The sequence below is a fragment of the Streptomyces sp. NPDC018029 genome, assembly GCF_044327655.1.
In the GTDB taxonomy this organism is placed as follows: domain Bacteria; phylum Actinomycetota; class Actinomycetes; order Streptomycetales; family Streptomycetaceae; genus Streptomyces.
Genome location: NZ_JBIRFV010000014.1, coordinates 119,299 through 144,213, shown reverse-complemented (window position 1 = coordinate 144,213; position 24,915 = coordinate 119,299). Strand labels below are relative to the sequence as shown.

Below are 24,915 nucleotides of genomic sequence, written 5' to 3'. Positions count from 1 at the left end.
CGCGCCGCACGGACGCCACCCCCGACCCCCAGGAGATGCCCGTGACGACCGGAGTCACCGTCTGGCTCACCGGACTGCCCAGCGCCGGCAAGACCACCATCGCCTACGAACTGGCCGACCGGCTGCGCGCCGACGGCCACCGCGTGGAGGTCCTGGACGGCGACGAGATCCGCGAGGCGCTCTCGGCCGGCCTCGGCTTCTCCCGCGCCGACCGCGACACCAACGTGCAGCGCATCGGCTTCGTCGCCGAACTCCTGGCCCGCAACGGCATCCTGGCGCTGGTCCCGGTGATCGCGCCGTACACCGACAGCCGCGAAGCGGTCCGCAAGCGCCACGACAGCAACCGCACCCCCTACCTCGAAGTGCACGTCGCCACCCCCCTGGAGGTGTGCAGCGCACGCGACGTGAAGGGCCTGTACGCCAAACAGGCCGCCGGGGAACTGACCGGCCTGACCGGCGTGGACGACCCGTACCAGGAGCCCACCGCACCGGACCTGCGCATCGACTCCCAGCACCAGAGCGTGCGGGAGTCCGCCGCCGCGGTGTACGCCCTGCTCACCGAAAGGGGACTGTTATGACGCCGACCGTCGACCCGGTCAGGGCCGGCGAGCAGGACAGGGAGACCCCCTGCGCCCTCTCGCACCCCGACGCGCTGGAGTCGGAGGCGGTCCACATCCTGCGCGAGGTGGCGGGCGAGTTCGAGAACCCGGTGGTGCTGTTCTCCGGCGGCAAGGACTCGATCGTCATGCTGCACCTGGCACTGAAGGCCTTCACCCCGGCACCGGTGCCCTTCGCCCTGCTGCACGTGGACACCGGGCACAACTTCCCCGAGGTGCTGGCCTTCCGCGACCGCACGGTGGCCCGGCACGGACTGCGCATGCACGTCGCCTCGGTGCAGGACTACATCGACCGCGGAGAGCTCAAGGAGCGCCCCGACGGCACCCGCAACCCGCTGCAGACCCGGCCGCTGACGGACACCATCCAACAGCAGGGATTCGACGCCGTGTTCGGCGGCGGACGCCGCGACGAGGAGAAGGCCCGCGCCAAGGAGCGCGTGTTCTCCCTGCGCGACGAGTTCTCCCAGTGGGACCCGCGCCGCCAGCGCCCCGAGCTGTGGAACCTGTACAACGGCCGGCACCTGCCGCGCGAGCACGTCCGCGTCTTCCCGCTCTCCAACTGGACCGAGCTGGACGTGTGGCTGTACATCGCCCGTGAGCACATCGAACTGCCCGAGATCTACTTCGCCCACGAACGCGAGGTGTTCCGGCGCAACCACATGTGGCTGACCGCCGGCCCCTGGGGCGGCCCCCGGGAGGGGGAGCGCACCGAGCGGCGCCGGGTGCGCTACCGCACGGTGGGCGACATGTCCTGCACCGGCGCGGTGGACTCCGACGCCGACACCATCGACAAGGTCATCACGGAGATCGCCGCGTCCCGGCTGACCGAACGCGGCGCGACGAGGGCCGACGACAAGCTCTCCGAGGCCGCGATGGAAGACCGCAAGCGCGAGGGGTACTTCTGAGATGAGTGTTCTGACCGACACCACCGTCGACACGCTGCGCTTCGCCACCGCCGGCTCCGTGGACGACGGCAAGTCCACCCTGGTGGGCCGCCTGCTGCACGACTCCAAGTCGGTCCTGGCCGACCAGCTGGAAGCCGTCGCCCACGCCTCCCGCAACCGCGGCCAGGCCACCCCCGACCTGGCGCTGCTCACCGACGGCCTGCGGGCCGAGCGCGAGCAGGGCATCACCATCGACGTCGCCTACCGCTACTTCGCCACCCCGCGGCGCCGCTTCATCCTCGCCGACACCCCCGGGCACGTGCAGTACACCCGCAACATGGTCACCGGCGCCTCCACCGCCGAACTGACGGTGATCCTGGTCGACGCCCGCAACGGCGTCGTCGAACAGACCCGCCGCCACACCGCCATCGCCGCCCTGCTGCGCGTCCCGCACGTCGTGCTGGCCGTCAACAAGATGGACCTCGTCGGCCACCAGGAGTCCGTCTTCACCGCGATCGCCGAGGAATACACCGCCTACGTCAAGGAGTTGGGCGGCCCCGAGGTCACCGTGATCCCCATCTCCGCGCTGGCCGGCGACAACGTCGTGGACCCTTCCGCGCACATGGACTGGTACGGCGGCCCCACCGTCCTGGAACACCTGGAGACCGTGCCGGTCAGCCCGCACCTGGCGCCCTGCTCCGCCCGGCTGCCCGTGCAGTACGTGATCCGCCCGCAGACCCCCGAGCACCCCGACTACCGCGGCTACGCCGGCCGGATCGCCGAGGGCACCTTCCGCGTCGGGCAGGAGGTGTGCGTCCTGCCCTCGGGCCGCACCTCCACCATCACCGCCATCGAACGGCTGGGCCGGCCCGTGGACAGCGCCTGGACCCTGCAGTCGGTGACCGTGCTGCTCGCCGACGACCTCGACGTCTCGCGCGGCGACCTGATCGTGCCGGCCAAGGACGCGCCGGCCACCACCCGGGAGGTGGAGGCGACCGTGTGCCACGTCGCCGACCAGCCGCTGCGCGTGGGCCACCGGGTGCTGCTCAAGCACGGCACCCGCACCGTCAAGGCCATCGTCAAGGACATCCCCTCCCGGCTCACCCTGGACGACCTGTCGCTGTACCCGCACCCCGGACAGCTCGCCGCCAACGACATCGGCCGGGTCGAGCTGCGCACCGCCGAACCGCTGCCGGTCGACTCCTACGCCGACTCCCGGCGCACCGGCTCGTTCATCCTGATCGACCCCGGCGACGGCACCACCCTCACCGCGGGCATGGTCGGCGAGTCGTTCGCCTCCCCGGACCCGGCCGCCGACGGCACCGGGGACGACGGATGGGACTTTTGAGCATGCCCGCCGCCGGCCCGACCCCGCCCGCCCGCCGCCGCGCGCCGCGCCGCCTTGTGCCGCGCCGTACCGCACCGCGCCGTACCCTCCCGGTCCTGGCCGCCGTGTTCCTGCTGGCCCTCACCGCCTGCGGCTACGGCTCCCAGGCCAAGGACGACCAGGGCAGAGCGAAGATCGCCGCCGGCGCGCAGCGCATCGAGGGCCTGGACTCCGTGCGCATCGGCTACTTCGCCAACCTGACCCACGCCACCGCGCTGGTGGGCAACCGGCAGGGCTTCTTCCAAAAGGCGCTGGGCGCCACGAAGGCGACGTACGCGACGTTCAACGCAGGCCCCTCCGAGATCGAGGCGATCAACTCCGGGTCGCTCGACATCGGCTGGATCGGCCCGTCCCCGGCCATCAACGGCTTCGCCAAGTCGGGCGGCAAGAACCTGCGCATCATCGGCGGTTCGGCCTCCGGCGGCGTGAAGCTCGTGGTGAACCCCGAGAAGATCACCTCCCTCGCGGACGTCGAGGGCAAGAAGATCGCCACCCCGCAGCTCGGCAACACCCAGGACGTGGCCTTCCTCAACTGGGCGGCCGAACAGGGCTGGCACGTCGACGCGCAGAGCGGCAAGGGCGAGGTGACCGCGGTGCGCAGCGACAACAAGGTCACCCCGGACGCCTACAGGGCCGGCTCCATCGACGGCGCGTGGGTGCCCGAGCCGACCGCCTCCAAGCTCGTCGCCGAGGGCGGCAAGGTCCTGCTGGACGAGGAGACGCTGTGGCCCGGCGAAAGGTTCGTCACCACGAACATCATCGTGTCGCAGAAGTTCCTCGCCCGGCACCCCAAGGTCGTCCAGGCGGTGCTCAAGGCGTCGGTGGACACCAACAAGTGGATCGGCGCCCATCCCGCCGCGGCCAAGGCGGCCGCCAACGAACAGCTGGCGGCCGACGCCGGCAAGGCCCTGCCCCGCCAGGTCCTGGACGCGGCCTGGAAGTCGGTCGACTTCACCGACGACCCGCTGGCCGCCACCTTGCGTACCCAGGCCGGGCACGCCGTCGAGGCCGGCCTGCTCGAGGAGCCCGACCTGACCGGCATCTACGACCTCACCCCGCTCAACACGATCCTGACGGCCGCCGGCCGGCCCCCAGCCGACGACGCCGGCCTCGGCGTCGGCTGACCCCGATGCGTTCCCAGGAGGTGACGACCATGACCACGACGCTGGCCGAGGCCGGTGACGCCACCGCGACGGCCCGCCACGCCGCCCGCCTCGAACACGTCTCGAAGTCGTTTTCCGGCCCCGCCGGGCCACAGCTCGTGCTGGACGACATCAGCCTCACCGTCGCACCCGGCGAGTTCGTCACCCTCCTGGGGGCCTCGGGCTGCGGCAAATCCACCCTGCTCAACCTCGTCGCCGGCCTCGACGGGCCCACCACCGGCGAGATCACCACCGACGGCCGGCCCGCCCTGATGTTCCAGGAACACGCCCTGTTCCCCTGGCTGACCGCCGGCAAGAACATCGAACTCGCCCTCAAACTGCGCGGCATCGCCCCCAGGCAACGGCGCGAGCGCGCCGACGAGCTCCTGGAACTCGTCCGCCTCAAGGGCGCCCACGGCAAGCGGGTGCACGAGCTGTCCGGCGGCATGCGCCAACGCGTCGCGCTGGCCCGCGCCCTGGCCCAGGAGAGCCGCCTGCTGTTGATGGACGAACCCTTCGCCGCCCTGGACGCCATCACCCGGGACGTGCTGCACGACGAACTGACCCGGATCTGGAGCGAGACCCGCCTTTCGGTGCTGTTCGTCACCCACAACGTGCGCGAGGCCGCCCGCCTGGCCCAGCGCGTGATCCTGCTGTCCTCCCGGCCCGGACGCATCGCCCGCGCCTGGGACGTGGACATCCCCCAGCCGCGCCGCATCGAGGACACCGCCGTCGCCGAGCTCTCCATCGAGATCACCGAACAACTGCGGGGGGAGATCCGCCGGCATGGCCAGTACTGAGACACCCACCGCCAAGGACGGCAACGACCTCGCCGGCCTCGACGCCCTGGAGACCACCCAGCACATCCGCAAGCCCTTCACCCAGACCCTGCGGGAGAAGGTCCTGCCCCCCGTCACCGCCGTCGCACTGGTCCTCGCGGTGTGGCAGGCGCTGGTCTCCTTCGAGATCGTCGACGACCCCAGCAAGCTGCCCTCCCCGGGCGCGGTGTACGACGTGGCGCGGCAGGCCTGGCTGGAGGGCGAACTCCTGGGCTACATCTGGACGTCCGTCTCGCGCGGCCTGCTCGGCTTCTGCCTCGCCCTGCTCATCGGCACCCCCCTGGGGCTGCTCGTGGCCCGGCTGAAGTTCCTGCGCGCGGCGATCGGCCCGATCCTGTCCGGCCTGCAGTCGCTGCCCTCGGTGGCCTGGGTGCCGCCCGCGGTGATCTGGCTGGGCCTGAACAACTCCATGATGTACGCGGTGATCCTGCTCGGCGCGGTCCCCTCCATCGCCAACGGCCTGGTCTCCGGCGTCGACCAGGTGCCGCCGCTGTTCCTGCGGGCCGGGCGCACCATGGGCGCCACCGGCCTCAAGGGCACCTGGCACGTCGTGCTGCCGGCCGCCCTGCCCGGCTACGTCGCCGGACTCAAACAGGGCTGGGCGTTCTCCTGGCGCTCGCTGATGGCCGCCGAGATCATCGCTTCCTTCCCCGACCTCGGCATCGGTCTGGGCCAGCTCCTGGAAAACGGCCGCAACGCCAGCGACATGGCCATGGTCTTCGAAGCCATCCTGCTCATCCTCATGGTCGGCATCGCCATCGACCTGCTCATCTTCAGCCCCCTGGAGCGCTGGGTCCTGCGCAGCCGCGGCCTGCTCGTCAAGCACTGAAGCCCGTCAAGTCCTGAAGCCCGTCAAGCCCTGAAGCGTGCTCGGGCCGTGCTCCGAACCGGCTCGGGCCGTGGTCCGAACCCGCTCGGGCGGCGGTCCGACGACCGTCAACTCACCCTCGACCGGGGCTAGAGACCCCGCTGCGACGCTCATCCGGAATAGCGGCAGAAAGGGCACACCGGATGGCTTTCAATGACGGGCGGGCTACGGTGATCGCAGACGGTTTGAGTTCCGCCGAATTACGGTGCGACGAACCGGTGGCCGGTGAAAAAAACACCCCCGGGATCACCCCCGTGATCGACCCTGGAAGCAGCACCGGAATCGGCCCGGAAATCAGCCCGCAAAACATCGAGAACACACCGGAGCAGGAACTCCCGGTCCATGCGCTCTCACCCGGACTGCACCTGCGCCAGGGCGGAATCAACGCCGCGTACCTCCAACTGCTCGTCGAGGCGTCGGGCCGCTCCCAATTGCCGCCCGTGCTCGTCCAGAAAGACGGCTGGCGGATCATCGACGGGCTGCACAGACTGGAGGCCGCAAAACTCTGCGGCGACCACAGCATCAAAGCGCGGCTCATCGACTGCTCGGACGCCGAAGCGCTCGTCATCGCCATGAAGGCCAACAGCGCGCACGGACTTCCGCTGTCGAAGGCCGACCGGATCGGCGGCGCCGAACGCGTGCTGCGGGCGCATCCCGAATGGTCCGACCGCGCCATCGCGAGCGTCACCGGACTGAGCGCCAAGACGATCGCGGCCCTGCGCGAGCGCTCCGCGCTGGCCACCCCGCCGGGCGGCCAGCGCCTGGGCCTGGACGGGAAACTGCGCTCGGTGACCGCCGGCGAGGGCCGGCGCCGCGCCGCCGCCTACATCCACGCCCACCCCGACGCCACGCTGCGGGAGGTCGCCCGGGAGACCGAGGTGTCCCTGGGCACCGTGCACGACGTGAGCGCCCGGCTGCGCCGCGGTGTCAGCCCCGAACGCAACGGGCTCAGGGGGACCGGGGCGCGGCTGACCCTGCACCCGGCCGACCGGGCCGTCGAGACCCCGGCGGCCGGCCACGCCCAGGCGCCGGCCGCCGAGGACCCGCCCCCGCGGCGCACCGGCGCACCGGCCGATGAGCCCCCCGTCTGGGAGACGGTCGCGGCCAAGGTCGCCAACGACCCGTGCATCCGCTACACCGCGGGCGGCAAGGAGTTCCTCCAGTGGATGGCGCAGCACGCCGGCGACCCGGACGGCTGGCGCGAGCTCGTGGGCGCCGTGCCGCCGCACTGGGTCGGCGTCATCGCCCCCATCGCGGAGAGCGTCAGCAAGGAGTGGAGCCTGTTCGCCGAGCGGCTCAGGGGCCGGCAGGGAGCGGTGTGAGGCCCGGCGGCGCGCGGCCCGCCCCTGTGATGCCACGTCAGAAGCCGCCTTCGCCGCCTTCCAGCTGCCGGTTGAGCGCGCGCTCCACCGGGGTCAGCGCGACCTCCGGGCACAGCCGTTCCGGATGGTCCCGGGGCGGGCCCGCCAGCTCCCGGGGCGCCGCGCCGGACGGCGCACCGCCGTGGGATGCGGCGGCGGGCGGCGCGGCGGCGGGCGGGAGCCAGGCCCCCGACATGTAGATGGCGCCGTAGGCCTGCAGGGCCGCGTACACCTCGTGCCAGAAACGCCTGATCAAGCCGGCCATGGGGATCCCTCCGAGGGGGGCGCGGCCACCGGTGGCCGCAGCGGATGCGGGTGCGCCGGGCCGTGACTGTGCGGGCCCTTGGTCGACGCGGTGTCGAGGCGGACTCGAGCCGCCCCTCCGCCCGGCCTCGAGAGCGCCTTGCCACCGTGGCCGGGTGGAGCAGTCGCGCTCCGCGGCTCCGCGGGGCGCACGGTCGCAGGAGGAGAGGCCCATGGACGAGGCCGAACGCGAGCGCCAGGGACGCGGCGTGGAAGGGATCGCGCCGGTGCTCCGGCTCGCCGGGGTGGACGACGACGAGGACGAGCCCGCGGAGGCGAACGTGGTCCGCGGGATCGACTGACCGACGCCCCTTCCCGGCCGGGACCGCGAGCCGCGACGGTGGTGTGCCAGGGCGCGTTGCGCCGGTGACCGAAAGAGGAGTCCAAGACGATGACGCTCTCCCCGCGGCGCGCCGGCACGACGGCGCTGTCCCCCTCGGCCCGCGCGTTCCTCACCGCGCCGCACACCGCCGTGCTGAGCACGCTGCGGCCCGACGGCTCGCCCCATCTGACGCCCGTGCGGTTCACCTGGGACGAGCGGGCGGGCCTGGCCCGCGTCCTGACGGTGAACACCACGCGCAAGGTCAAGAACGTGCTGGCCTCGCCGGCGGCCCGGGTCGCGCTGTGCCAGGTGGACGGCTTCGCCTGGGTCGCCCTGGAGGGCACCGCCCAGGTCTTCGACGCCCCCGAACGCGTCGCCGAGGGGGTCCGCCGCTACACCGAGCGCTACTTCTCCGGGCCGCCGAACCCGCCGGGACGGGTGGTCGTGGAGATCGCGGTCGACCGGGTGACGACCCTCAACTGCTGAGCCCGCCGAGCCTGCTGAGGGCACTGAGGGCGCTGAGGGCGTGTGGGGCATCAGCCGCGCGCGCCGGGCGGCACCCCGTCCACCCAGATCAGCCCGAAGGAGAGCCGGGCGAGCCGCCAGCCGGCCGCGGTGCGGCAGGCCGAGCCGCTCACCGAGGTGCCGGTGGTGAACAACTCGGGCCCCTCGCCGCCGGGATGGTGCACGTGCGTGGAGACGAGGTTGGCGCGCAGACTCGCCTCGTCGCCCGCGCAGTCCACCACCGCGGGCGAATTCAGATGCTGGGTGCGGGCGAAATGCGCCAGCGCGCTGCGGTGCCATTCCGCGAGCCCGGCCCTTCCCTCGTGCCGGCTCAGGGGGAACGCGACGACGGCGTCCTCGGTGAACAGGGTGCGCGCCCACGCGTCGTCGAGCTTTTCGGTGTCCAACGCCAGGAGATAGCGGTCCAGTAGCCCGCGCACGGTAAAGGCATCCACCATGGCCGTGTCCGGAGTGAAGGCTTCAGCTTCAGTCGAGGTCATGCTTGAGAATGGGCCCACAAAGGCACCCCGACCAACCCCGCCTGTAGAAGATCTGACATTCTCCGCACGTTTCTGTACTGGACTGCAGAAGCTGTGAACCGGCGTCTCTTTACCGCCCGCTCCGGCGCTGTCCATACTCGTAAAACATCAACCAGAAGAGGGCGGATGGACGACGATGGACAATTATGACGCGGACGTGATCATCGTAGGCGCGGGTCCCACGGGACTCATGCTCGCCGGTGAGTTCGGCCTGCACGGAATTTCCGTTCTCGTGGTCGACAGGCTCGCCGAGCCGATGCAGCAGTCACGCGCTCTTGGATTCTCCGCGCGCACCATCGAGGAATTCGGGCAGCGCGGGCTGCTGTCCCGCCTCGGCGAGGTCGACGTCATCCCCGCCGGGCACTTCGGCGGAGTGCCGCTGGACTACCGGGTGCTCAGCGGCGGTTCGTACGGCGCGCGGGGGATACCCCAGTCCCGCACCGAGGCGATGCTGGCCGGCTGGGCCACCGAGCAGGGTGCCCGCATCCGCCGGTCCGTCGAGATCACCGGCCTGGTCCAGGACGCCGACGGCGTCACGCTGCAGGTGGCCGGGCCCGACGGCGGCCGGCTGCGCGGACGGTACGTCATCGGGTGCGACGGCGCCCGCAGCGCGGTGCGCGAAGCCGCCGGGATCGACTTCCCCGGCACCGAGCCGGCCATCGAGCTGCGCTTCGCCGACATCGCCGGGGTGCGGCTGCGGCCCCGGTTCGCCGGCGAGCGGGTGCCCGACGGCATGATCATGGTGCTGCCGCTGGGCCCGGACCGCTGCCGCATCATCTACTACGACCGCACCGAACCGCTGCGCAAGAGCGCCGGCCCGATCACCTTCGAGGAAGTCGCCGACACCTTCCAAAAGCTCTCGGGCGAGGACATCCACGCGGCCACCCCGCTGTGGGTGAGCTCGACCACCGATGTGAGCCGGCAGGCCGCCGAATACCGGCGCGGCCGGGTCTTCCTGGCGGGCGACGCCGCCCACATCCACCTGCCCATCGGCGCCCAGGGCATGAGCGCCGGCGTGCAGGACGCGGTCAACCTCGGCTGGAAACTGGCGCTGGTCCTCAAGGGGCTGGCCCCCGACGCGCTGCTGGACACCTACCACAGCGAGCGGCACCCGGTCGGCGCCCGCATCCTCACCAACACCCTGGCCCAGCGCATCCTCTACCTCGGCGGCGAGGAGATCACCCCGCTGCTGGAGGTGTTCACCGAGCTCACGCAGTACGAGTCGGTGCAGACCCACCTCGTCGGCATGGTCACCGGACTCGACATCCGCCACGAGGTGGGCGCGGGGGAGCACCCGCTGCTCGGCCGGCGCCTCCAGGACGCCGAGCTGACCTGCGACGGACAGCGCACCGGCGTCTATGAGCTGCTGCACGCCGGCCGGGGAGTCCTGCTCGACTTCGGCGCCGGCCGCCCGCTGCTCGATGCCGCCAAGGCCTGGTCGGACCGCGTCGACCTCGTCGGCGCGGACCGCGGCCAGGACCTGCCCGACGCCGACGGGATCCTGCTGCGCCCCGACGGCTACATCGCCTGGATCACGCCCGACCCGGGCGCCGAGACCCTGCCCCGGGCGCTGGAGCGCTGGTTCGGCCCCGCCGCCTGAACCCCCGGAACCCCGGCCCCACGGTCCGCATCCATTCCTGACAGGAAGTGACATCCCGCCATGCCCTACATCTCCACCCAGGACAAGTACCTGACCGTCCTCAACCTGTTCACCACCGACCGGCCGGACAAGCAGGACAAGCTGATCCAGGAGATGCGGAAGATCGTCGACACCGCGGCCTTCGACGGCTGGATCTCCTCCACCGTGCACGCCGGCCAGGACAGCCCCGGCACCGCCAACTTCATCCAGTGGCGCAGCGGCGAGGACCTGGAGAAGCGGTATGCGGGCGAGGAGTTCAAGCACCGCACGCTGCCGGTCTTCCAGGACATCACCACCTCGATCCGGCTGCTGCAGAGCGAGATCGTCCACACCCAGCGCCACCCCTCCCAGGGCGAGGCGACCGAGGTCTCGCCCGACCGTGACGACCACACCGTCATCGAGATCTTCAAGGTCGCCGAAGGCAACCAGGACGAGCTGATCGCGGAGCTGGGCGAGGGCCAGTCCTGGCTCGTGGACGTGGACGGCTACCGCTCGCACAGCGTCTTCAAGGGCCTGCGCGCCCGCTTCTTGGACGGGCCCTTCGCCGTCGTCTACTCGCAGTGGGCGAGCAAGGAGCAGTACGACGCCCACCGCAACCAGCCCCTGGCGCAGCAGTCCGAGACCCGCCAGAAGTCCGAGGCGCGTATCAACGCCCTGAAGACCGAGAGCGACTGGAACTCCTACCGGGTCATCCACAGCCGCGCCGCAGGCGCCTGAGGCCTGCCGGGACCGGCCGCGCGGGCCGGCCGATCGAGCACACCCGGCCCCGGCCACCGGCCGGGGCCGGGCGCCCCGCCCGGCCCCGGGCCGCTCGACACCGGCCCGCCGGCCCCGACCCCGTCATGCCCAGCGCCCAGCGCCCGGCGCCCACCGCAAGGAGCGAGGTATGCACAGCACGCTGATCGTGGCCCGGATGGCGATCGACTCCAGCCGCGACGTCGCCGAACTGTTCACCGACTTCGACGCCACCGACATGCCCCACCGGATGGGGACCCGGCGCCGCCAGCTCTTCGCCTACCGCGGCCTCTACTTCCACCTTCAGGACTTCGACAGCGACGACGGAGGCTCCCGGATCGAACGGGCCAAGGACGACCCGCGCTTCGTCAGGATCAGCGAGGACCTCAAGCCGCACATCGAGGCCTACGACCCCGCGACCTGGCGCTCCCCGGCCGACGCCATGGCCAAGCGCTTCTACTCCTGGGAGGCCGGCGCATGACGCAGCGCCGCGTGGCCATCACCGGCATCGAGGTCCTGGCCCCCGGCGGCCTGGGCCGAAAAGAGTTCTGGCAGCTGCTCAGCGAGGGCCGCACCGCGACCCGGGGCATCACCTTCTTCGACCCCGCCCCGTTCCGCTCCAAGGTGGCGGCCGAGGCCGACTTCTGCGGCCTGGAGAACGGCCTGAGCCCGCAGGAGGTGCGGCGCATGGACCGGGCCGCGCAGTTCGCCGTGGTCACCGCGCGCGGCGCGGTCGAGGACAGCGGCGCCGAACTGGCCGCCCACCCGCCCCACCGCATCGGCGTGGTCGTGGGCAGCGCGGTGGGCGCCACCATGGGCCTGGACAACGAATACCGCGTCGTCAGCGACGGCGGCCGCCTCGACCTGGTCGACCACCGCTACGCCGTGCCGCACCTGTACAACTACCTGGTGCCCAGCTCCTTCGCCGCGGAGGTGGCCTGGGCGGTCGGCGCCGAGGGACCCTCCACGGTCGTCTCCACCGGCTGCACCTCCGGCATCGACGCCGTCGGCTACGCCGTGGAGCTGGTGCGCGAGGGCTCCGTCGACGTCATGGTCGCCGGGGCCTCGGACGCGCCGATCTCACCGATCACCATGGCGTGCTTCGACGCGATCAAGGCGACCACACCGCGCCACGACGCGCCCGCAACGGCCTCGCGGCCCTTCGACAGCACCCGCAACGGCTTCGTCCTCGGTGAGGGCGCCGCCTTCTTCGTCCTGGAGGAACTGCACAGCGCACGCCGCCGCGGCGCGCACATCTACGCCGAGATCGCCGGCTACGCCACCCGCTCCAACGCCTACCACATGACCGGACTGCGCCGGGACGGCGCGGAGATGGCCGAGGCCATCCGCCTGGCCCTGGACGAGGCCCGCCTCAACCCCGAGCAGGTCGACTACATCAACGCCCACGGCTCGGGCACCAAGCAGAACGACCGGCACGAGACGGCCGCGTTCAAAAAGGCGCTGGGCGAGCACGCCTACCGCACCCCGGTCAGCTCCATCAAGTCGATGGTGGGCCACTCGCTGGGCGCCATCGGCTCCATCGAGATCGCCGCCTCCGCCCTGGCGATGGAGTACGACGTCGTGCCGCCCACAGCCAACCTGCACACCCCGGACCCCGAATGCGACCTGGACTACGTGCCGCTGACGGCCCGCGACCAGCGGGTCGACTCCGTGCTGACGGTCGGCAGCGGCTTCGGCGGATTCCAGAGCGCCATGGTGCTCACCAGCGCGCAAAGGAGCACCGTATGACCCCGGTCGCGGTCACCGGCATGGGCATCGCCGCCCCCAACGGCCTGGGCGCGGCCGACTACTGGGCGGCCACCGTGGGCGCCAAGAGCGGCATCGGCCGCATCACCCGCTTCGACCCCTCCGGCTACCCCGCCCAACTGGCGGGCGAGATCCCCGGATTCGAGGCCGCCGAGCACCTGCCGGGCCGGCTGCTGCCGCAGACCGACCGCGTCACCCGGCTCTCGCTGGCCGCCGCGGACTGGGCGCTGGCGGACGCCGGCGTGGAGGTGGCCGCCTTCGACCCGCTGGACATGGGCGTGGTCACCGCCAGCCACGCCGGCGGCTTCGAGTTCGGCCAGGACGAACTGCAGAAACTGTGGGCCAAGGGCAGCCAGTTCGTCTCCGCCTACCAGTCCTTCGCCTGGTTCTACGCGGTCAACAGCGGCCAGATCTCCATCCGGCACGGCATGAAGGGGCCCAGCGGCGTCGTCGTCAGCGACCAGGCCGGCGGCCTGGACGCACTGGCCCAGGCCCGGCGGCTGGTGCGCAAGGGCACCCCGCTGATCGTGTGCGGCGCCGTGGACGCCTCGGTCTGCCCCTGGGGCTGGGTCGCCCAGCTCGCCGGCGGGCGGATGAGCGACAGCGACGAACCCACCCGCGCCTACCTGCCCTTCGACCGCGACGCCCGCGGCTACGTGCCCGGCGAGGGCGGGGCGCTGTTCACCCTGGAGCCCGCCGAGGCGGCCCGCGCCCGCGGCGCCCAGGTCTACGGCGAACTGGCCGGCTACGGGGCGACCATCGACCCGCCCCCGCACAGCGGCCGCGGCTCCACCCTGCGCACCGCCATCCGCACCGCCCTGGACGACGCGGGCACCGCCCCCGGCGACATCGACGTGGTCTTCGCCGACGGCGCGGGCGTGCCCGAACTGGACCGGGCCGAGGCCGAGGCGATCAGTGAGGTCTTCGGCCCCGGCCGCGTCCCGGTCACCGTGCCCAAGACGATGACCGGCCGCCTGCACTCCGGCGCCGCACCGCTGGACGTGGCCTGCGCGCTGCTCGCCATGCGGGCCGGCGTCATCCCGCCCACCGTCCACATCGACCCCTGCCCCGAGTACGACCTGGACCTGGTCCTGTACCAGGTGCGCCCGGCCGCCCTGCGCACCGCGCTGGTGGTGGCCCGCGGCCACGGCGGGTTCAACTCCGCACTGGTCGTGCGCGCCGGGCAGTGAGCCGCCCGCGCCCCGGCAGGCGGAACACCGCCGCGCCGGCCGGGCCCCGAGACGAAGGAAACACCGACATGAGCGACCGACCTTTCACCCTCGCCGACCTCCAGCGCATCCTCGTCGAGGCCGCGGGCGCCGACGAGAGCGCCCGGCCCGACGACATCCTGGACACCACCTTCGCCCTGCTGGGCTACGAATCGCTCGCCCTGCTGGAGACCGGCGGCTGCATCGAGCGCGAGTACGGCATATCGCTCGACGACGACACGCTGACCGACGCCCTGACCCCCCGGGAACTGATCGACACCGTCAACGAGCGGCTGGCCGCCGCCCGCGTGGCCTGAGAGGACACCCGCCATGACACAGTCCACCTCCCGCGTCGCGCTCGTCACCGGCGCCACCAGCGGCATCGGCCTGGCCACCGCCCGGCTGCTGGCCGCCCAAGGCCACCTGGTCTTCCTGGGCGCGCGCACCGAGAGCGACGTCATCGCGACCGTCAAGGCCCTGCGCAACGACGGCCTGGAGGCCGAGGGCCAGGTGCTCGACGTGCGCGACGGCGCCTCCGTCACCGCCTTCGTCCAGGCCGCCGTCGACCGGTACGGCCGCATCGACGTCCTGGTCAACAACGCCGGCCGCTCCGGCGGCGGCGTCACCGCGGACCTCACCGACGAGCTGTGGGACGACGTGATCGACACCAACCTCACCAGCGTCTTCCGCATGACCCGCGCGGTGCTCACCACCGGCGGCATGCGCACCCAGGAGCGGGGCCGCATCATCAACGTCGCCTCCACCGCGGGCAAGCAGGGCGTCGTGCTCGGCGCCCCCTACTCCGCCTCCAAGCACGGCGTCGTCGGCTTCACCAAGGCACTCGGCAACGAACTGGCCCCCACCGGCATCACCGTCAACGCCGTCTGCCCCGGCTACGTCGAGACGCCGATGGCCCAGCGGGTGCGCCAGGGCTACGCCGCCGCCTACGACACCACCGAGGAGGCGATCCTCACCAAGTTCCAGGCCAAGATCCCCCTCGGCCGCTACAGCACCCCCGAGGAAGTCGCCGGCCTGATCGGCTACCTGGCCTCCGACACCGCCGCCTCCATCACCTCCCAGGCGCTCAACGTCTGCGGCGGCCTCGGCAACTTCTGAACCGCCCCGACCGCCCCGACAGCCCCGCTCAAGGAGCCACAGTCATGACGACGCGTCAGGTCGAGCACGAGATCACCATCGGCGCGCCCGCGGCCACGGTCTACCGCCTGCTGGCGGACGTGAGCCACTGGCCGCAGATCTTCCCGCCCACCATCCACGTCGAACGCCAGGCAACCGGCGCCCACCAAGAACGCATCCACATCTGGGCCACCGCCAACGGCCAGGCCAAGAACTGGACTTCACGCCGCACCCTGGACCCCGAGGCCCTGCGCATCGACTTCCGCCAGGAGGTCACCACCGCGCCGGTCGCCGCGATGGGCGGCACCTGGATCGTCGAACCGCTGGGCACCGACAGCTCCCGGATCCGGCTGCTGCACGACTACCGGGCCATCGACGACGACCCGCAGGACCTGCAGTGGATCGACCGGGCCGTGGACACCAACAGCACCTCGGAACTGGCCGCGCTCAAGGACAACGTCGAACACGCCCACGCCGCGGAGAGCGAGAAACTCCTCTTCTCCTTCACCGACACCGTGCACATCGACGGCGCCGCCAAGGACGTCTTCGACTTCGTCAACGAGGCCGACCGGTGGCCCGAGCGGCTGCCGCACGTGGCCACCGTACGCTTCGAGGAACCCGCCCCCGGGCTGCAGATCCTGGAGATGGACACCCGCGCCAAGGACGGCTCGGTGCACACCACCAAGTCCTACCGGGTCGCCCTGGACACCCGCAAAATCGCCTACAAGCAGGTCACCCTGCCCGCCCTGATGACCCTGCACACCGGCGTGTGGACATTCACCGAGACCGGCCCGGGCACCACCGAGGCGAGCTCGCAGCACACCGTGTCCATCAACACCGCCAACATCGCCAAGATACTCGGCGAGCAGGCCACGGTCGCCGACGCCCGCGAGTACGTGCACAGCGCGCTGAGCACCAACAGCCGCGCCACCCTGGGCCACGCCAAGGACTACGCGGAGCGGACGCGCTGACATGGCCGCGCAGGACGCCGACCGCACCCGCGGGCCCGGCCCGGGCCGCACCGAGGCGACCGACGTGACCGAGGCGACCGAGGTGATGGACACCCAGGTCATCGTCGTCGGTGCCGGACCCGTGGGGCTGCTGCTCACCGCCGAACTGTGCCTGCACGGCATCCAGGTGGCCGTCGTCGAGCAGCGCCACCGCCCCACCAAGGAGTCGCGGGCCTCCACCCTGCACGCCCGCACCATGGAGATCTTCGACAGCCGCGGCCTGCTCACCGACCTCGGCAGCCCGCCCACCGAGGCCCGCGGCCACTTCGGCGGCCTGCCCCTGGACCTCACCCTGCCCGGCGCCTACCCCGGCCAGCACAAGGTGCCCCAGACCAAGACCGAGTCGGTCCTGGAGGAGTGGGCGCTCTCGCTCGGCGCGGACATCCGCTGCGGCCACCGGCTGCAACTGCTCGACCTCACCCAGGACGGCGAGCGGGTCGAGGCCGAAGCCGTCGGCCGCGACGGCCGCCCCGTCCGGCTGCGCGGCCGCTACCTGGTGGCCTGCGACGGCCAGGACTCCACGGTGCGCCGCCTGACCGGAGCCGACTTCCCCGGCCAGGAAGCCGCCCGCGAACTGCTGCGCGCCGACGTCGAGGGCATCGACATCCCCGACCGGCGCTTCGAGCGGCTGCCGCGCGGCCTGGCCATCGCCGCGCGCCGCCCCGACGGCGTGACCCGGGTGATGGTCCACGAGTTCGGAGCAGCCGTACGCCGGCGCACCCGACCGCCCCGCTTCGAGGAGATGGCCGCCGCCTGGCAGCGGGTGACCGGCGAGGACATCAGCACCGGCACACCCCTGTGGGTGAACCACTTCGACGACGCCAACCGCCAGCTCGCGCAGTACCGGCACGGCCGCGTGCTGTACGCGGGCGACGCCGCCCACCGCCAGATGCCCATCGGCGGCCAGGCCCTCAACCTGGGCCTGCAGGACGCCTTCAACCTCGGCTGGAAACTCGCCGCCGTCCTGGCCGGCCACGCCCCCAAGGACCTGCTGGACACCTACCACCAGGAACGCCACGCAGTGGGCAGCGCCGTCCTGGCCAACATCCGCGCCCAGGCGCTGCTGCTGCTGGGCAGCCGCGAAGTAGAGCCGCTGCGCACGGTCCTTGCCGAACTGCTGCCCCACGAGCGGGTGCGCACCCGCCTCGCCGGGATGATCAGCGGCCTGGACATCCGCTACGCCGGCTGCGGCTCGGGCCACCGGCTGACCGGCCTGCGGCTGCCGCACGCCCGGCTGCGGGTGGGCAGCTCCACCTGCACCACCCTGGAACTGCTCAGGTCCGGGCGCGGACTGCTGCTGGGCCTGGAGGGCCGGGTGCCGGCCGTGGGGGAGGGCTGGGCCGACCGCATCGACCTGGTGGCGGCCCGCCCGGAGCCGGGCAGCGAGCCCGGCGAGCTGGACAAGGTGAGCGCGGTGGCGGTGCGCCCGGACGGCTACGTCGTCTGGGCGGCGGACACCGGCGCACAGCCCGGCGACGGCGAGGATCCCGCGGCCGCCCTGGAGCGCTGGTTCGGCACCCCCCGCTGACCTGCCGCCCGCCCTCGCCCGCCACCACCACCGCGCCGCACGAGCGCCTTCGCGCCACACCACAGACCAGATCCGAGCGAGGAGAGGCAGGACAATCATGGCAGGGACAGCGGTGGACACCGACGTCATCGTGGTCGGCGCCGGACCGACGGGGCTGATGCTCGCGGGCGAACTGCGCCTGGGCGGGGCCCGCGTCACCGTCGTCGAGCGCCTGGCCGAGCCGACCGGGCAGTCCCGGGGGCTGGGCTTCACCGCCCGGGCCATGGAGGTGTTCGACCAGCGCGGGCTGCTGCCGCGGTTCGGGCAGGGGGAGACGCTCGCGACCAGCCCCCTGGGCCACTTCGGCGGGGTGCAGTTCGACTACACCACGCTGGAGGACGCCCACTTCGGGGCCCGCGGCATCCCGCAGAACGAGACCGAGGCCGTCCTGGAGGCGTGGGCGCTGGAGCTCGGCGCGGACATCCGGCGCGGCTGGGACGTGCTGGGCCTGGCCGAGGGCTTCCTGGACGGCGACCACGTCGAGGTCACCGTCGCGACCCCGGACGGCACCCGGCAGCTGCGCGCCGCCTACCTGGTGGGCTGCGACGGCGGGCAGAGCGGCATCCGCAGGGCGGCCGGCTTCGACTTTCCCGGACTGCCCGCAAGCCGCACGATGTTCCTGGCCGACGTCGAGGGCTGCGGACTCAAGCCCCGCTTCCTGGGCGAACGGCTGCCGCACGGCATGGTGATGGCGGCGCCGCTGAAGGAGGGCGTGGACCGCATCATCGTCTGCCCGCACGGCGTCCCGGCCCGCGACCGGGACGACGACGTCACCTTCGCCGAGGTCGCCGCGGCCTGGCAGCACATCACCGGCGAGGACATCAGCGGCGGCAGCGCCCAGTGGGTGAGCTCCTTCAGCGACGCCACCCGCCAGGCCGGCCAGTACCGGCGCGGCCGGGTCCTGCTGGCCGGCGACGCGGCACACATCCACCTGCCGGCCGGCGGACAGGGGCTGAGCACCGGCGTGCAGGACGCGGCCAACCTCGGCTGGAAGCTGGCCGCCACGGTGCGCGGCACCGCCCCGGCCACGCTCCTGGACACCTACCACCAGGAGCGGCACCCGGTGGGCCGGCGGCTGCTGATGAACACCCGCGCCCAGGGCATCGTGTTCCTAGGTGGCGAGCAGTCGGACCCGCTGCGTGCCCTGTTCGCCGAGCTCATCGAACACGACGCGGTCAAACGGCACTTGGCGGGCATCGTCAGCCACCTCGACATCCGCTACGACGTGAACACCCCCGAGGCATCCGCCGCATCCGCCGCACCCGGCGCTTCGGGTCGGGACACGGCGGCCCCCGCCCACCCCCTGCTCGGCCGCCGACTGGCCAAGCGCCCGCTGACCGGCGCCGACGGCGAGAGCGACACGCTGCGCCTGCTGCACCCGGCGCGCGGCGTCCTGCTCGACCTGTCCGACGACGCCGGAGTCCGTGCCATCGCCGCCCGCTGGTCCGACCGCGTCGACGTGGTGACGGCCACCGCCAAGCCGGTGGAGGGCGCCAGCGACGTACTGGCCGGCCTGGACGCGGTCCTGGTACGACCCGACGGACACGTGGTGTGGACGGGCGAGGGCACACCGGACGGGCTGGCCGACGCGCTGGGCCGGTGGTTCGGCGAGGATCGAGCCGCGTAGTGGCAACGGCTCCTGGACCGGCCACGGCCGGTCCGCGTCACGCGGCGCCCGCCGACGCGCAGCCCGCCGATGAGGCACCCACCGGTGCGGCGCCCGCTGGCGCGGAAGCGATTGGCGAGGAGTCCATCGGTGGGGCGGCCGCCGGTGCGGTGCCCATCGGTGGGGGGCCTGCTGGTGAGGAGGTGGTTGGCGAGGGGTCCGCCGGTGCGGTGCCCATCGGTGGGGGGCCTGCTGGTGAGGAGGCGGTTGGCGAGGAGTCCGCCGGTGGGGCAGCCGCCGGTGTGGCGTCCGCTGGCGCGGAAGCGATTGGCGAGGAGTCCATTGGTGGGGCAGCCGCTGGTGCGGCGCTCACCGGTGGGGGGCCTGCTGGTGAGGAGGCGGTCGGCGGGGCACCCGCCGGTGTGGCGCTCACCGGCGCGGTACCCGCCGGTGCGGTGCCCATCGGTGAGGAGCCCGGCGGCGCGGTGTCCGGCGGCGCGGAGCGCACCGTCCAGGTCCGGCGGGCCGCCCCGGACGGCGGGGTGCGTCAGATCGTGCTGGACGCGGCCGGACTCACCCTGTCCGCCCTGCTGAGCGAACCCGCCGGGGCCGCCCCGCGCGCGCTGGTCGTGGCGGTGCACGGCGGCGGCATGAGCGCCGGGTACTTCGACGGGGCGGCCCGCCCGGAGCTGTCCCTGCTCCGGCTCGGGGCCCGGCTGGGCTACACGGTGCTGGCGGTGGACCGCCCCGGCTACGGCCGGTCCGCCGCCGCGCTGCCCGCCGGGCTGCCGGTCGCCGAGCAGAGCCCGCTGCTGCGCGCGGCCATCGCCGACTTCGCCCGCCGCCACCGTGTGGGCGCGGGCGTCTTCCTGCTGGCGCACTCCTTCGGCGGCAAGCTGGCTCTGTCGGCCGCCGCGCACGCGCAGCACGGCGACGGGCTGCTGGGTGTGGACGTCTCGGGCTGCGGCCGGCGGTACGCGCCGGGCGCCGAGGACGAGGTGCGCGGCGGCCGTCCCGGAAACCGGCGGCGGCACTGGGGGCCGCTGCGGCTGTATCCGCCGGGCACCTTCCGGGCCAGTGCGGGCGTGGTGGCGCCGATGCCCGCGCGGGAGGCGGCCGACCTGGCGTCCTGGCCGGGCGCGTTCGACCGGCTCGCGGCCCGGGTGCGGGTGCCGGTGCGGCTCACCTTCGCCGAGCACGAGGGGTGGTGGCACCAGGGGGAGAGCGAACTGGCTGCTTTGGCGGCCGGGTTCACCGCCTCCCCCCGCGTCCTGCTGGAGCGCCAGCCGGACGCGGGACACAACATCAGCCTGGGCTGGGCGGCCCGCGCCTACCACCTGCGGGCCCTGGCGTTCCTGGAGGAGTGCCTGCCCCCGGCCGCCACCGCACCCGCCGCCCCCGAAAGCTGACCGGCCGCGCCCCGATCAAGACGGTCCCCTGCGACCATGTGCCGACGCCTGCCGACGCCAACTCGCAGGAGTCACACAGCGATTGGGAGGAACCGATCTTGTCCATTTCAGGGAGAAGGATCAAGCAGGCCGTGTCGGTCATCGGGACGTCGGTGGGGCTCGCCCTGTCGCTGACCCTGGCGGCACCGGGGACGGCCGCCGCCGCTGAGACCGCGGCGTCCCCGGCCCGGTTCGCGAACTACGAGTACAAGCAGTGCATCGCGGAGAACCACTACTACAACTTGTGGGCCCTGCCCTGCGACAAGGCCTACAGCGAGCAGTACTGGCGGTGGACCGGCACCACCAACACCTCCTCGACACTCCAGAACTACGTCTGGGACCACTGCCTGGACAGCAACAAGGAGCGGCACGTCTACATAGGCGATTGCAACGGCGGGAACAACCAGCTGTGGCAGGTCATCCAGCCCGCGCCGGCCAGTGCGGTCATGCTCCGGAACACAGCGACCCGCCTCTGCCTCTACCAGACCACCGGCGGCCTCTACCGGACGGCCACGTGCGACCGCAACGACCGCACGCAGCGGTGGACCATCGGCTGAGCGGCCGGCACCCGCCCCCGCCGTTTCGTCGCCGCCGGGACGAAACGGCGAAAGCGGCCGCTCAGGCGTCCAGCACCACGATGTCCAGCTCCTTCAGCCGCTCGGGCCCGGCCACCAGGTCGATGGCGGCGATCTTCCCGTCCTCGATGGTGAAGTTGAAGACCACGATCGGGCGCGTCTTGGACTGCCACACCGCGCCCACCGACCCGTCGATGAGCGCGATGCGGGCCGCCTCGGCGCCGCCGGAGAAGATGCTCGCCACGCCCCGGGCGCCCTCGGTCAGCGGCGCGGCCCCGATGCGTACCGCCGTGTCGTCGGCCTGCATGGTGGCATCGGGGGCCAGCAGGGTCAGCAGCCGCTCGAACTCGCCGCTGCGCGCGGCGGTCAGGAACGCGTCCACGACCTGGTGCTGGCGCTGCAGGTCGGGCAGGGGAGAGGCACCGTGCACGCGCCGACGGGCCCGGCTGGCCAGCTGCCGGGTGGCCGCCGGGCTGCGCCCGATGATCGCGGCGATGTCGGCGAACGGCACGGCGAAGGTGTCGTGCAGGACGAAGGCGAGCCGCTCGTCCGGGGCGAGCGTGTCCAGGACCACCAGCATCGCCAGCCCCACGGAGTCGGCCAGCACGGCCGCCTGCTCGGGGTCGGAGAGCTCCTCGGTGCGGGGCTCGCCCGCGGGTTCGGCGTGTTCGGCGAGGAACTCCTCGCGGCGGTTGCGGGCGCGGAGCATGTCGAGGCAGACCCGGCCCACCACCGTGGTGAGCCAGCCGTCGAGGTTCTCCACGCTGTCGGTCTCGCTGCGGTGCAGCCTGATCCAGGCCTCCTGCACGGCGTCCTCGGCCTCGTCGGACGAACCGAGCATGCGGTGGGCCACGGCCTGCAGCCGCGGCCGCTTCTCCTCGAACGCGCGTGCCAACCGTTCGTTTTCCTGCATGACCACCGTCGTCCCCTTCGATCCCGGTCGGTGTGTGACAAACGCCTGTCACATCTTCGCGCTGCCGGGCGTCATAGCAGTGACGAACGGGACCACCCGCGTGTGACGGGATGCGGCGGCCGCCGGCCACGAAAGACTCCGCGCCCCTGGTCGCGCTCTCTCCCGGATTCAGCTCGGAGCTGTCGAGAGCAGGCTCCCTGACCCTTTGCGAGCATCCATGACAACTCTACGTCGGCGACCAGTGACGCACGGTGACGATCCGAGTGCCGCGGCCGGTTTCCTGACCCGGTACGCCCGAATGGTCAGCGGCCGCCGCTCCAAGTGGGCCGTGCTCGTCATCTGGCTGGTGCTGATCATGGCGGGCGGCTCCCTGGCGGCCAAGCTGGGAGACGTCCAGGACAACGACCCCGAGACCTGGCTGCCCTCCAGCGCCCAGTCGACCCAGGCGGTGGCCCTGGCGGAGAAGCACTTCGCCGACAAGGACAGCAGCACCGCCATCATCGTCTACGCCCGCGGCGAGGGACTCACCGACGCCGACCGGCAGAAGATCGCGGCGGACCGCACCGAGCTGGAGAACGACGTCGCCGTGGGCGACGTGCCCAAGCCCCAGATCTCCGAGGACGGCAAGGCCGCCTTCCTCAGCTACCCGCTGCGCACCAGCCCCAGCGACAACGCGGTCCTCACCGACGCCGTGAGCGAGTCCGAGGACATCGTCAAGGACGGTGCGCCGGGCGGCCTGGACATCCGCGTCGCCGGCGAGGCCGGCAGCGTCCGCGACTTCGCCGAGGTCTACAGCGGCATGGACGGGGCGCTGCTGGGCGCGGCCCTGGGCGTCGTCGCGCTGCTGCTCCTGCTGACCTACCGCAGCCCCGTGCTGTGGCTGGTCCCGCTGCTGACCGTCTTCCTGGCCAGCCAGGTCGCCAGCGGCGTGGTCTACCTGCTGGCCAAGCACGCGGGCCTGCTCGTCAACGGACTCAGCGCGTACATCCTGATGATCCTGTGCGTGGGCGTGGGCACCGACTACGCCCTGCTGCTCATCGCCCGCTACCGCGAGGAACTGCACCGCCACGCGGACCGGCACGAGGCGATGCAGATCGCCGTGGGCCGCTCGATGCCGGCGCTGGCGGCCTCCGCGGCCACGGTGGGCGTCGCCACGCTCTGCCTGGTCTTCGGCAGCATGAACTCCACCCAGGGCCTGGGCCCGGTGGTGGCCATCGGCATCGCGGTGGTCTTCCTGGCGATGACCTCGCTGCTGCCCGCGCTGCTCGTCATCCTGGGCCGCTGGACGTTCTGGCCCTTCGTGCCGCGCCACACCCCCGGCTACGACGCGAGCGCGGAGAAGGAGCACGGCGCCTGGGCCCGCGTGGCGCAGGCCGTGGGCCGCAGGCCCCGGGTGATCTGGGCCGCCTCCCTGGGCGTGCTGGCCGTCCTGGCTCTTGGCACCACCACGGTGGAGACCGGCCAGACCCAGGCCGAGCAGTTCACCAAGACCGTCGACTCCGTCGAGGGCCAGCGGCTGCTGGCCGAGCACTTCCCCGCGGGCTCGGCGGCGCCCGCCGACATCTACGTGCCCGCCGGCGCGGCCGATGCCGCCCTGCGCACCGTCCAGGACGTCTCCGGCGTGGAGTCCGCGGCCACCGAGCGGACCGCGGGCGGCTGGACCCACCTGACGGCCGTGTTCGAGGACGCCCCGGACACCGCGGCGGCCAAGGACACCGTGGAGCGGATGCGCACGGCGCTGGACCGGGCCGGGGGAGAGAGCGCGGAGGCCGTCGTGGGCGGCCAGACCGCGATCGTGCTCGACACCTCCGACGCCCAGAAGGACGAGGAGATGCTGCTGATCCCGCTGATCCTCGCGGTCGTCCTGCTCATGCTGGTCCTGGTGCTGCGCGCGGTGGTCGCCCCGCTCGTCCTGCTGGCCTCGGTGGTGCTCTCCTACGCCTCCGCCGTCGGCGCGGCCTCCCTGCTCTTCCACGCCATCGACTACCCGCGCATCGACCGCGGGCTGCTGCTGATCGGCTTCCTGTTCCTGGTCGCTCTCGGGGTGGACTACACGATCTTCCTGATGGCCCGGGTCCGGGAGGAGGTCAAGCTGCGCGGGCACCGCGAGGGCACCCTGACCGGCCTGACCGTCACCGGCGGCGTCATCACCTCCGCGGGCGTCGTGCTGGCGGCCACCTTCTGTGTCCTGGCCGCCATTCCCACCGTGGGCTCGCTGCAGCAGGGCCTGCTCGTCGCGATCGGCATCCTGCTGGACACCTTCCTGGTGCGCAGCCTGCTGATCCCCGCACTCTCCCTCGGCATCGGCCCGCGCATCTGGCGCCCGGGCCACCCCGAGGACGAGGCGCCGCCCGCCGGCGAGCGCCCCGCACAGACCGCCCGCGTCGACGTCGGCACCTGACCGGCGCGCCGGACGGAAGGGCGCCGCGCCGGATTCCCCCGCGGCGCGGCGCCCGCCCCCGACCCGCCCGCCGGGTCACCGCCGACCCGGTGACCTGTCGCTGTCACACATGTCCGTCCCCGTTCGTCATAGAAGTGACGCTGCCC

Annotated in this window: 25 protein-coding genes; 22 read left to right on the top strand and 3 right to left on the bottom strand. The window is 72.6% G+C overall.

Features of this window, described 5'->3' with window-relative positions; translation table 11 throughout:
• The first annotated feature begins 41 nt into the window (after window positions 1-41).
• From cysC to ACH4D5_RS34435, 7 genes are all read left to right on the top strand, one after another.
• Window positions 42-578 carry an adenylyl-sulfate kinase gene (gene cysC / locus ACH4D5_RS34465; protein ID WP_398310614.1) on the top strand — a complete coding sequence of 179 codons (537 nt, stop codon included), beginning with the start codon at window positions 42-44 and terminating at the stop codon, window positions 576-578.
• The gene (gene cysD / locus ACH4D5_RS34460) at window positions 575-1,522 is read left to right on the top strand and encodes a sulfate adenylyltransferase subunit CysD (RefSeq protein ID WP_398310611.1); all 948 of its coding nucleotides are present in this window, start codon (window positions 575-577) and stop codon (window positions 1,520-1,522) included. Before cysC ends, cysD begins: the two co-directional genes overlap by 4 nt.
• A 1-nt stretch (window position 1,523) precedes the next feature.
• Window positions 1,524-2,849, top strand: a complete 1,326-nt coding sequence (locus tag ACH4D5_RS34455) for a sulfate adenylyltransferase subunit 1 (protein WP_398310609.1) — start codon at window positions 1,524-1,526, stop codon at window positions 2,847-2,849.
• A 2-nt stretch (window positions 2,850-2,851) separates the two neighbouring features.
• Complete coding sequence (locus ACH4D5_RS34450; RefSeq protein WP_398310606.1) at window positions 2,852-4,012, top strand: ABC transporter substrate-binding protein; 1,161 nt, start codon at window positions 2,852-2,854, stop codon at window positions 4,010-4,012.
• A 29-nt stretch (window positions 4,013-4,041) separates the two neighbouring features.
• The gene (locus ACH4D5_RS34445) at window positions 4,042-4,830 is read left to right on the top strand and encodes an ABC transporter ATP-binding protein (RefSeq protein ID WP_398310603.1); all 789 of its coding nucleotides are present in this window, start codon (window positions 4,042-4,044) and stop codon (window positions 4,828-4,830) included.
• Complete coding sequence (locus ACH4D5_RS34440; protein ID WP_398310600.1) at window positions 4,817-5,698, top strand: ABC transporter permease; 882 nt, start codon at window positions 4,817-4,819, stop codon at window positions 5,696-5,698. The genes ACH4D5_RS34445 and ACH4D5_RS34440 overlap by 14 nt, the downstream gene beginning before the upstream one ends.
• A gap of 293 nt (window positions 5,699-5,991) precedes the next feature.
• Window positions 5,992-7,059, top strand: coding sequence for a ParB/RepB/Spo0J family partition protein (locus ACH4D5_RS34435; protein ID WP_398310598.1), 1,068 nt, complete (start codon window positions 5,992-5,994; stop codon window positions 7,057-7,059).
• 37 nt (window positions 7,060-7,096) lie between these two features.
• Here the strand turns inward: ACH4D5_RS34435 and ACH4D5_RS34430 are convergent, their stop codons facing one another.
• Window positions 7,097-7,363 carry a DUF6059 family protein gene (locus ACH4D5_RS34430; protein ID WP_398310595.1) on the bottom strand — a complete coding sequence of 89 codons (267 nt, stop codon included), beginning with the start codon at window positions 7,361-7,363 and terminating at the stop codon, window positions 7,097-7,099.
• 211 nt (window positions 7,364-7,574) lie between these two features.
• On the opposite strand from ACH4D5_RS34430, the gene ACH4D5_RS34425 reads away from it, so the two are divergent.
• Complete coding sequence (locus ACH4D5_RS34425; RefSeq protein WP_398310592.1) at window positions 7,575-7,703, top strand: hypothetical protein; 129 nt, start codon at window positions 7,575-7,577, stop codon at window positions 7,701-7,703.
• An 89-nt stretch (window positions 7,704-7,792) separates the two neighbouring features.
• A complete protein-coding gene (locus ACH4D5_RS34420; protein ID WP_398310589.1) occupies window positions 7,793-8,209 on the top strand; it encodes a pyridoxamine 5'-phosphate oxidase family protein in 417 nt (138 codons plus the stop codon).
• Window positions 8,210-8,259: 50 nt separating this feature from the next.
• Here the strand turns inward: ACH4D5_RS34420 and ACH4D5_RS34415 are convergent, their stop codons facing one another.
• Window positions 8,260-8,727, bottom strand: coding sequence for a nuclear transport factor 2 family protein (locus ACH4D5_RS34415; RefSeq protein ID WP_398310586.1), 468 nt, complete (start codon window positions 8,725-8,727; stop codon window positions 8,260-8,262).
• 175 nt (window positions 8,728-8,902) lie between these two features.
• On the opposite strand from ACH4D5_RS34415, the gene ACH4D5_RS34410 reads away from it, so the two are divergent.
• The 12 genes from ACH4D5_RS34410 to ACH4D5_RS34355 all read left to right on the top strand — a co-directional run bounded on the left by ACH4D5_RS34410 (window position 8,903) and on the right by ACH4D5_RS34355 (window position 21,437).
• Window positions 8,903-10,366, top strand: a complete 1,464-nt coding sequence (locus tag ACH4D5_RS34410; RefSeq protein WP_398310583.1) for an FAD-dependent monooxygenase — start codon at window positions 8,903-8,905, stop codon at window positions 10,364-10,366.
• Between the two features lie 60 nt (window positions 10,367-10,426).
• Window positions 10,427-11,122, top strand: coding sequence for an antibiotic biosynthesis monooxygenase family protein (locus tag ACH4D5_RS34405; protein WP_398310580.1), 696 nt, complete (start codon window positions 10,427-10,429; stop codon window positions 11,120-11,122).
• Between the two features lie 169 nt (window positions 11,123-11,291).
• Complete coding sequence (locus ACH4D5_RS34400; protein WP_398310577.1) at window positions 11,292-11,621, top strand: TcmI family type II polyketide cyclase; 330 nt, start codon at window positions 11,292-11,294, stop codon at window positions 11,619-11,621.
• Window positions 11,618-12,889, top strand: a complete 1,272-nt coding sequence (locus ACH4D5_RS34395; RefSeq protein ID WP_398310574.1) for a beta-ketoacyl-[acyl-carrier-protein] synthase family protein — start codon at window positions 11,618-11,620, stop codon at window positions 12,887-12,889. Before ACH4D5_RS34400 ends, ACH4D5_RS34395 begins: the two co-directional genes overlap by 4 nt.
• A complete protein-coding gene (locus ACH4D5_RS34390) occupies window positions 12,886-14,097 on the top strand; it encodes a ketosynthase chain-length factor (protein WP_398310571.1) in 1,212 nt (403 codons plus the stop codon). Before ACH4D5_RS34395 ends, ACH4D5_RS34390 begins: the two co-directional genes overlap by 4 nt.
• A gap of 68 nt (window positions 14,098-14,165) precedes the next feature.
• Entirely contained in the window at window positions 14,166-14,432 is a 267-nt protein-coding gene (locus ACH4D5_RS34385; RefSeq protein WP_398310568.1) for an acyl carrier protein, read from the top strand.
• Between the two features lie 13 nt (window positions 14,433-14,445).
• Entirely contained in the window at window positions 14,446-15,231 is a 786-nt protein-coding gene (gene fabG, locus ACH4D5_RS34380; protein ID WP_398310565.1) for a 3-oxoacyl-ACP reductase FabG, read from the top strand.
• Between the two features lie 44 nt (window positions 15,232-15,275).
• Window positions 15,276-16,220 carry an aromatase/cyclase gene (locus ACH4D5_RS34375; RefSeq protein WP_398310562.1) on the top strand — a complete coding sequence of 315 codons (945 nt, stop codon included), beginning with the start codon at window positions 15,276-15,278 and terminating at the stop codon, window positions 16,218-16,220.
• A 1-nt stretch (window position 16,221) separates the two neighbouring features.
• Window positions 16,222-17,787, top strand: coding sequence for an FAD-dependent monooxygenase (locus tag ACH4D5_RS34370; protein WP_398310559.1), 1,566 nt, complete (start codon window positions 16,222-16,224; stop codon window positions 17,785-17,787).
• 97 nt (window positions 17,788-17,884) lie between these two features.
• Entirely contained in the window at window positions 17,885-19,453 is a 1,569-nt protein-coding gene (locus ACH4D5_RS34365; protein ID WP_398310556.1) for an FAD-dependent monooxygenase, read from the top strand.
• Between the two features lie 521 nt (window positions 19,454-19,974).
• On the top strand, window positions 19,975-20,841 hold the full coding sequence (locus ACH4D5_RS34360; protein ID WP_398310807.1) for an alpha/beta hydrolase family protein: 867 nt from the start codon (window positions 19,975-19,977) through the stop codon (window positions 20,839-20,841).
• A gap of 98 nt (window positions 20,842-20,939) precedes the next feature.
• On the top strand, window positions 20,940-21,437 hold the full coding sequence (locus ACH4D5_RS34355) for an RICIN domain-containing protein (protein WP_398310553.1): 498 nt from the start codon (window positions 20,940-20,942) through the stop codon (window positions 21,435-21,437).
• A 61-nt stretch (window positions 21,438-21,498) separates the two neighbouring features.
• Here ACH4D5_RS34355 and ACH4D5_RS34350 read toward each other — a convergent pair whose 3' ends face one another.
• Complete coding sequence (locus ACH4D5_RS34350) at window positions 21,499-22,368, bottom strand: sigma-70 family RNA polymerase sigma factor (RefSeq protein WP_398310804.1); 870 nt, start codon at window positions 22,366-22,368, stop codon at window positions 21,499-21,501.
• A 217-nt stretch (window positions 22,369-22,585) separates the two neighbouring features.
• On the opposite strand from ACH4D5_RS34350, the gene ACH4D5_RS34345 reads away from it, so the two are divergent.
• Entirely contained in the window at window positions 22,586-24,769 is a 2,184-nt protein-coding gene (locus ACH4D5_RS34345; protein WP_398310550.1) for an MMPL family transporter, read from the top strand.
• Window positions 24,770-24,915: the final 146 nt, after the last annotated feature.

Bases quoted from the DNA above. Each gene is read 5' to 3' on its own strand.
- cysD (WP_398310611.1), top strand. From the start codon at position 575: ATGACGCCGACCGTCGACCCGGTCAGGGCCGGCGAGCAGGACAGGGAG.
- ACH4D5_RS34455 (WP_398310609.1), top strand. From the start codon at position 1,524: ATGAGTGTTCTGACCGACACCACCGTCGACACGCTGCGCTTCGCCACC.
- ACH4D5_RS34450 (WP_398310606.1), top strand. From the start codon at position 2,852: ATGCCCGCCGCCGGCCCGACCCCGCCCGCCCGCCGCCGCGCGCCGCGC.
- ACH4D5_RS34445 (WP_398310603.1), top strand. From the start codon at position 4,042: ATGACCACGACGCTGGCCGAGGCCGGTGACGCCACCGCGACGGCCCGC.
- ACH4D5_RS34440 (WP_398310600.1), top strand. From the start codon at position 4,817: ATGGCCAGTACTGAGACACCCACCGCCAAGGACGGCAACGACCTCGCC.
- ACH4D5_RS34430 (WP_398310595.1), bottom strand. From the start codon at position 7,363: ATGGCCGGCTTGATCAGGCGTTTCTGGCACGAGGTGTACGCGGCCCTG.
- ACH4D5_RS34425 (WP_398310592.1), top strand. From the start codon at position 7,575: ATGGACGAGGCCGAACGCGAGCGCCAGGGACGCGGCGTGGAAGGGATC.
- ACH4D5_RS34420 (WP_398310589.1), top strand. From the start codon at position 7,793: ATGACGCTCTCCCCGCGGCGCGCCGGCACGACGGCGCTGTCCCCCTCG.
- ACH4D5_RS34415 (WP_398310586.1), bottom strand. From the start codon at position 8,727: ATGACCTCGACTGAAGCTGAAGCCTTCACTCCGGACACGGCCATGGTG.
- ACH4D5_RS34410 (WP_398310583.1), top strand. From the start codon at position 8,903: ATGGACAATTATGACGCGGACGTGATCATCGTAGGCGCGGGTCCCACG.
- ACH4D5_RS34405 (WP_398310580.1), top strand. From the start codon at position 10,427: ATGCCCTACATCTCCACCCAGGACAAGTACCTGACCGTCCTCAACCTG.
- ACH4D5_RS34400 (WP_398310577.1), top strand. From the start codon at position 11,292: ATGCACAGCACGCTGATCGTGGCCCGGATGGCGATCGACTCCAGCCGC.
- ACH4D5_RS34395 (WP_398310574.1), top strand. From the start codon at position 11,618: ATGACGCAGCGCCGCGTGGCCATCACCGGCATCGAGGTCCTGGCCCCC.
- ACH4D5_RS34390 (WP_398310571.1), top strand. From the start codon at position 12,886: ATGACCCCGGTCGCGGTCACCGGCATGGGCATCGCCGCCCCCAACGGC.
- ACH4D5_RS34385 (WP_398310568.1), top strand. From the start codon at position 14,166: ATGAGCGACCGACCTTTCACCCTCGCCGACCTCCAGCGCATCCTCGTC.
- fabG (WP_398310565.1), top strand. From the start codon at position 14,446: ATGACACAGTCCACCTCCCGCGTCGCGCTCGTCACCGGCGCCACCAGC.
- ACH4D5_RS34375 (WP_398310562.1), top strand. From the start codon at position 15,276: ATGACGACGCGTCAGGTCGAGCACGAGATCACCATCGGCGCGCCCGCG.
- ACH4D5_RS34370 (WP_398310559.1), top strand. From the start codon at position 16,222: ATGGCCGCGCAGGACGCCGACCGCACCCGCGGGCCCGGCCCGGGCCGC.
- ACH4D5_RS34365 (WP_398310556.1), top strand. From the start codon at position 17,885: ATGGCAGGGACAGCGGTGGACACCGACGTCATCGTGGTCGGCGCCGGA.
- ACH4D5_RS34350 (WP_398310804.1), bottom strand. From the start codon at position 22,368: ATGCAGGAAAACGAACGGTTGGCACGCGCGTTCGAGGAGAAGCGGCCG.
- ACH4D5_RS34345 (WP_398310550.1), top strand. From the start codon at position 22,586: ATGACAACTCTACGTCGGCGACCAGTGACGCACGGTGACGATCCGAGT.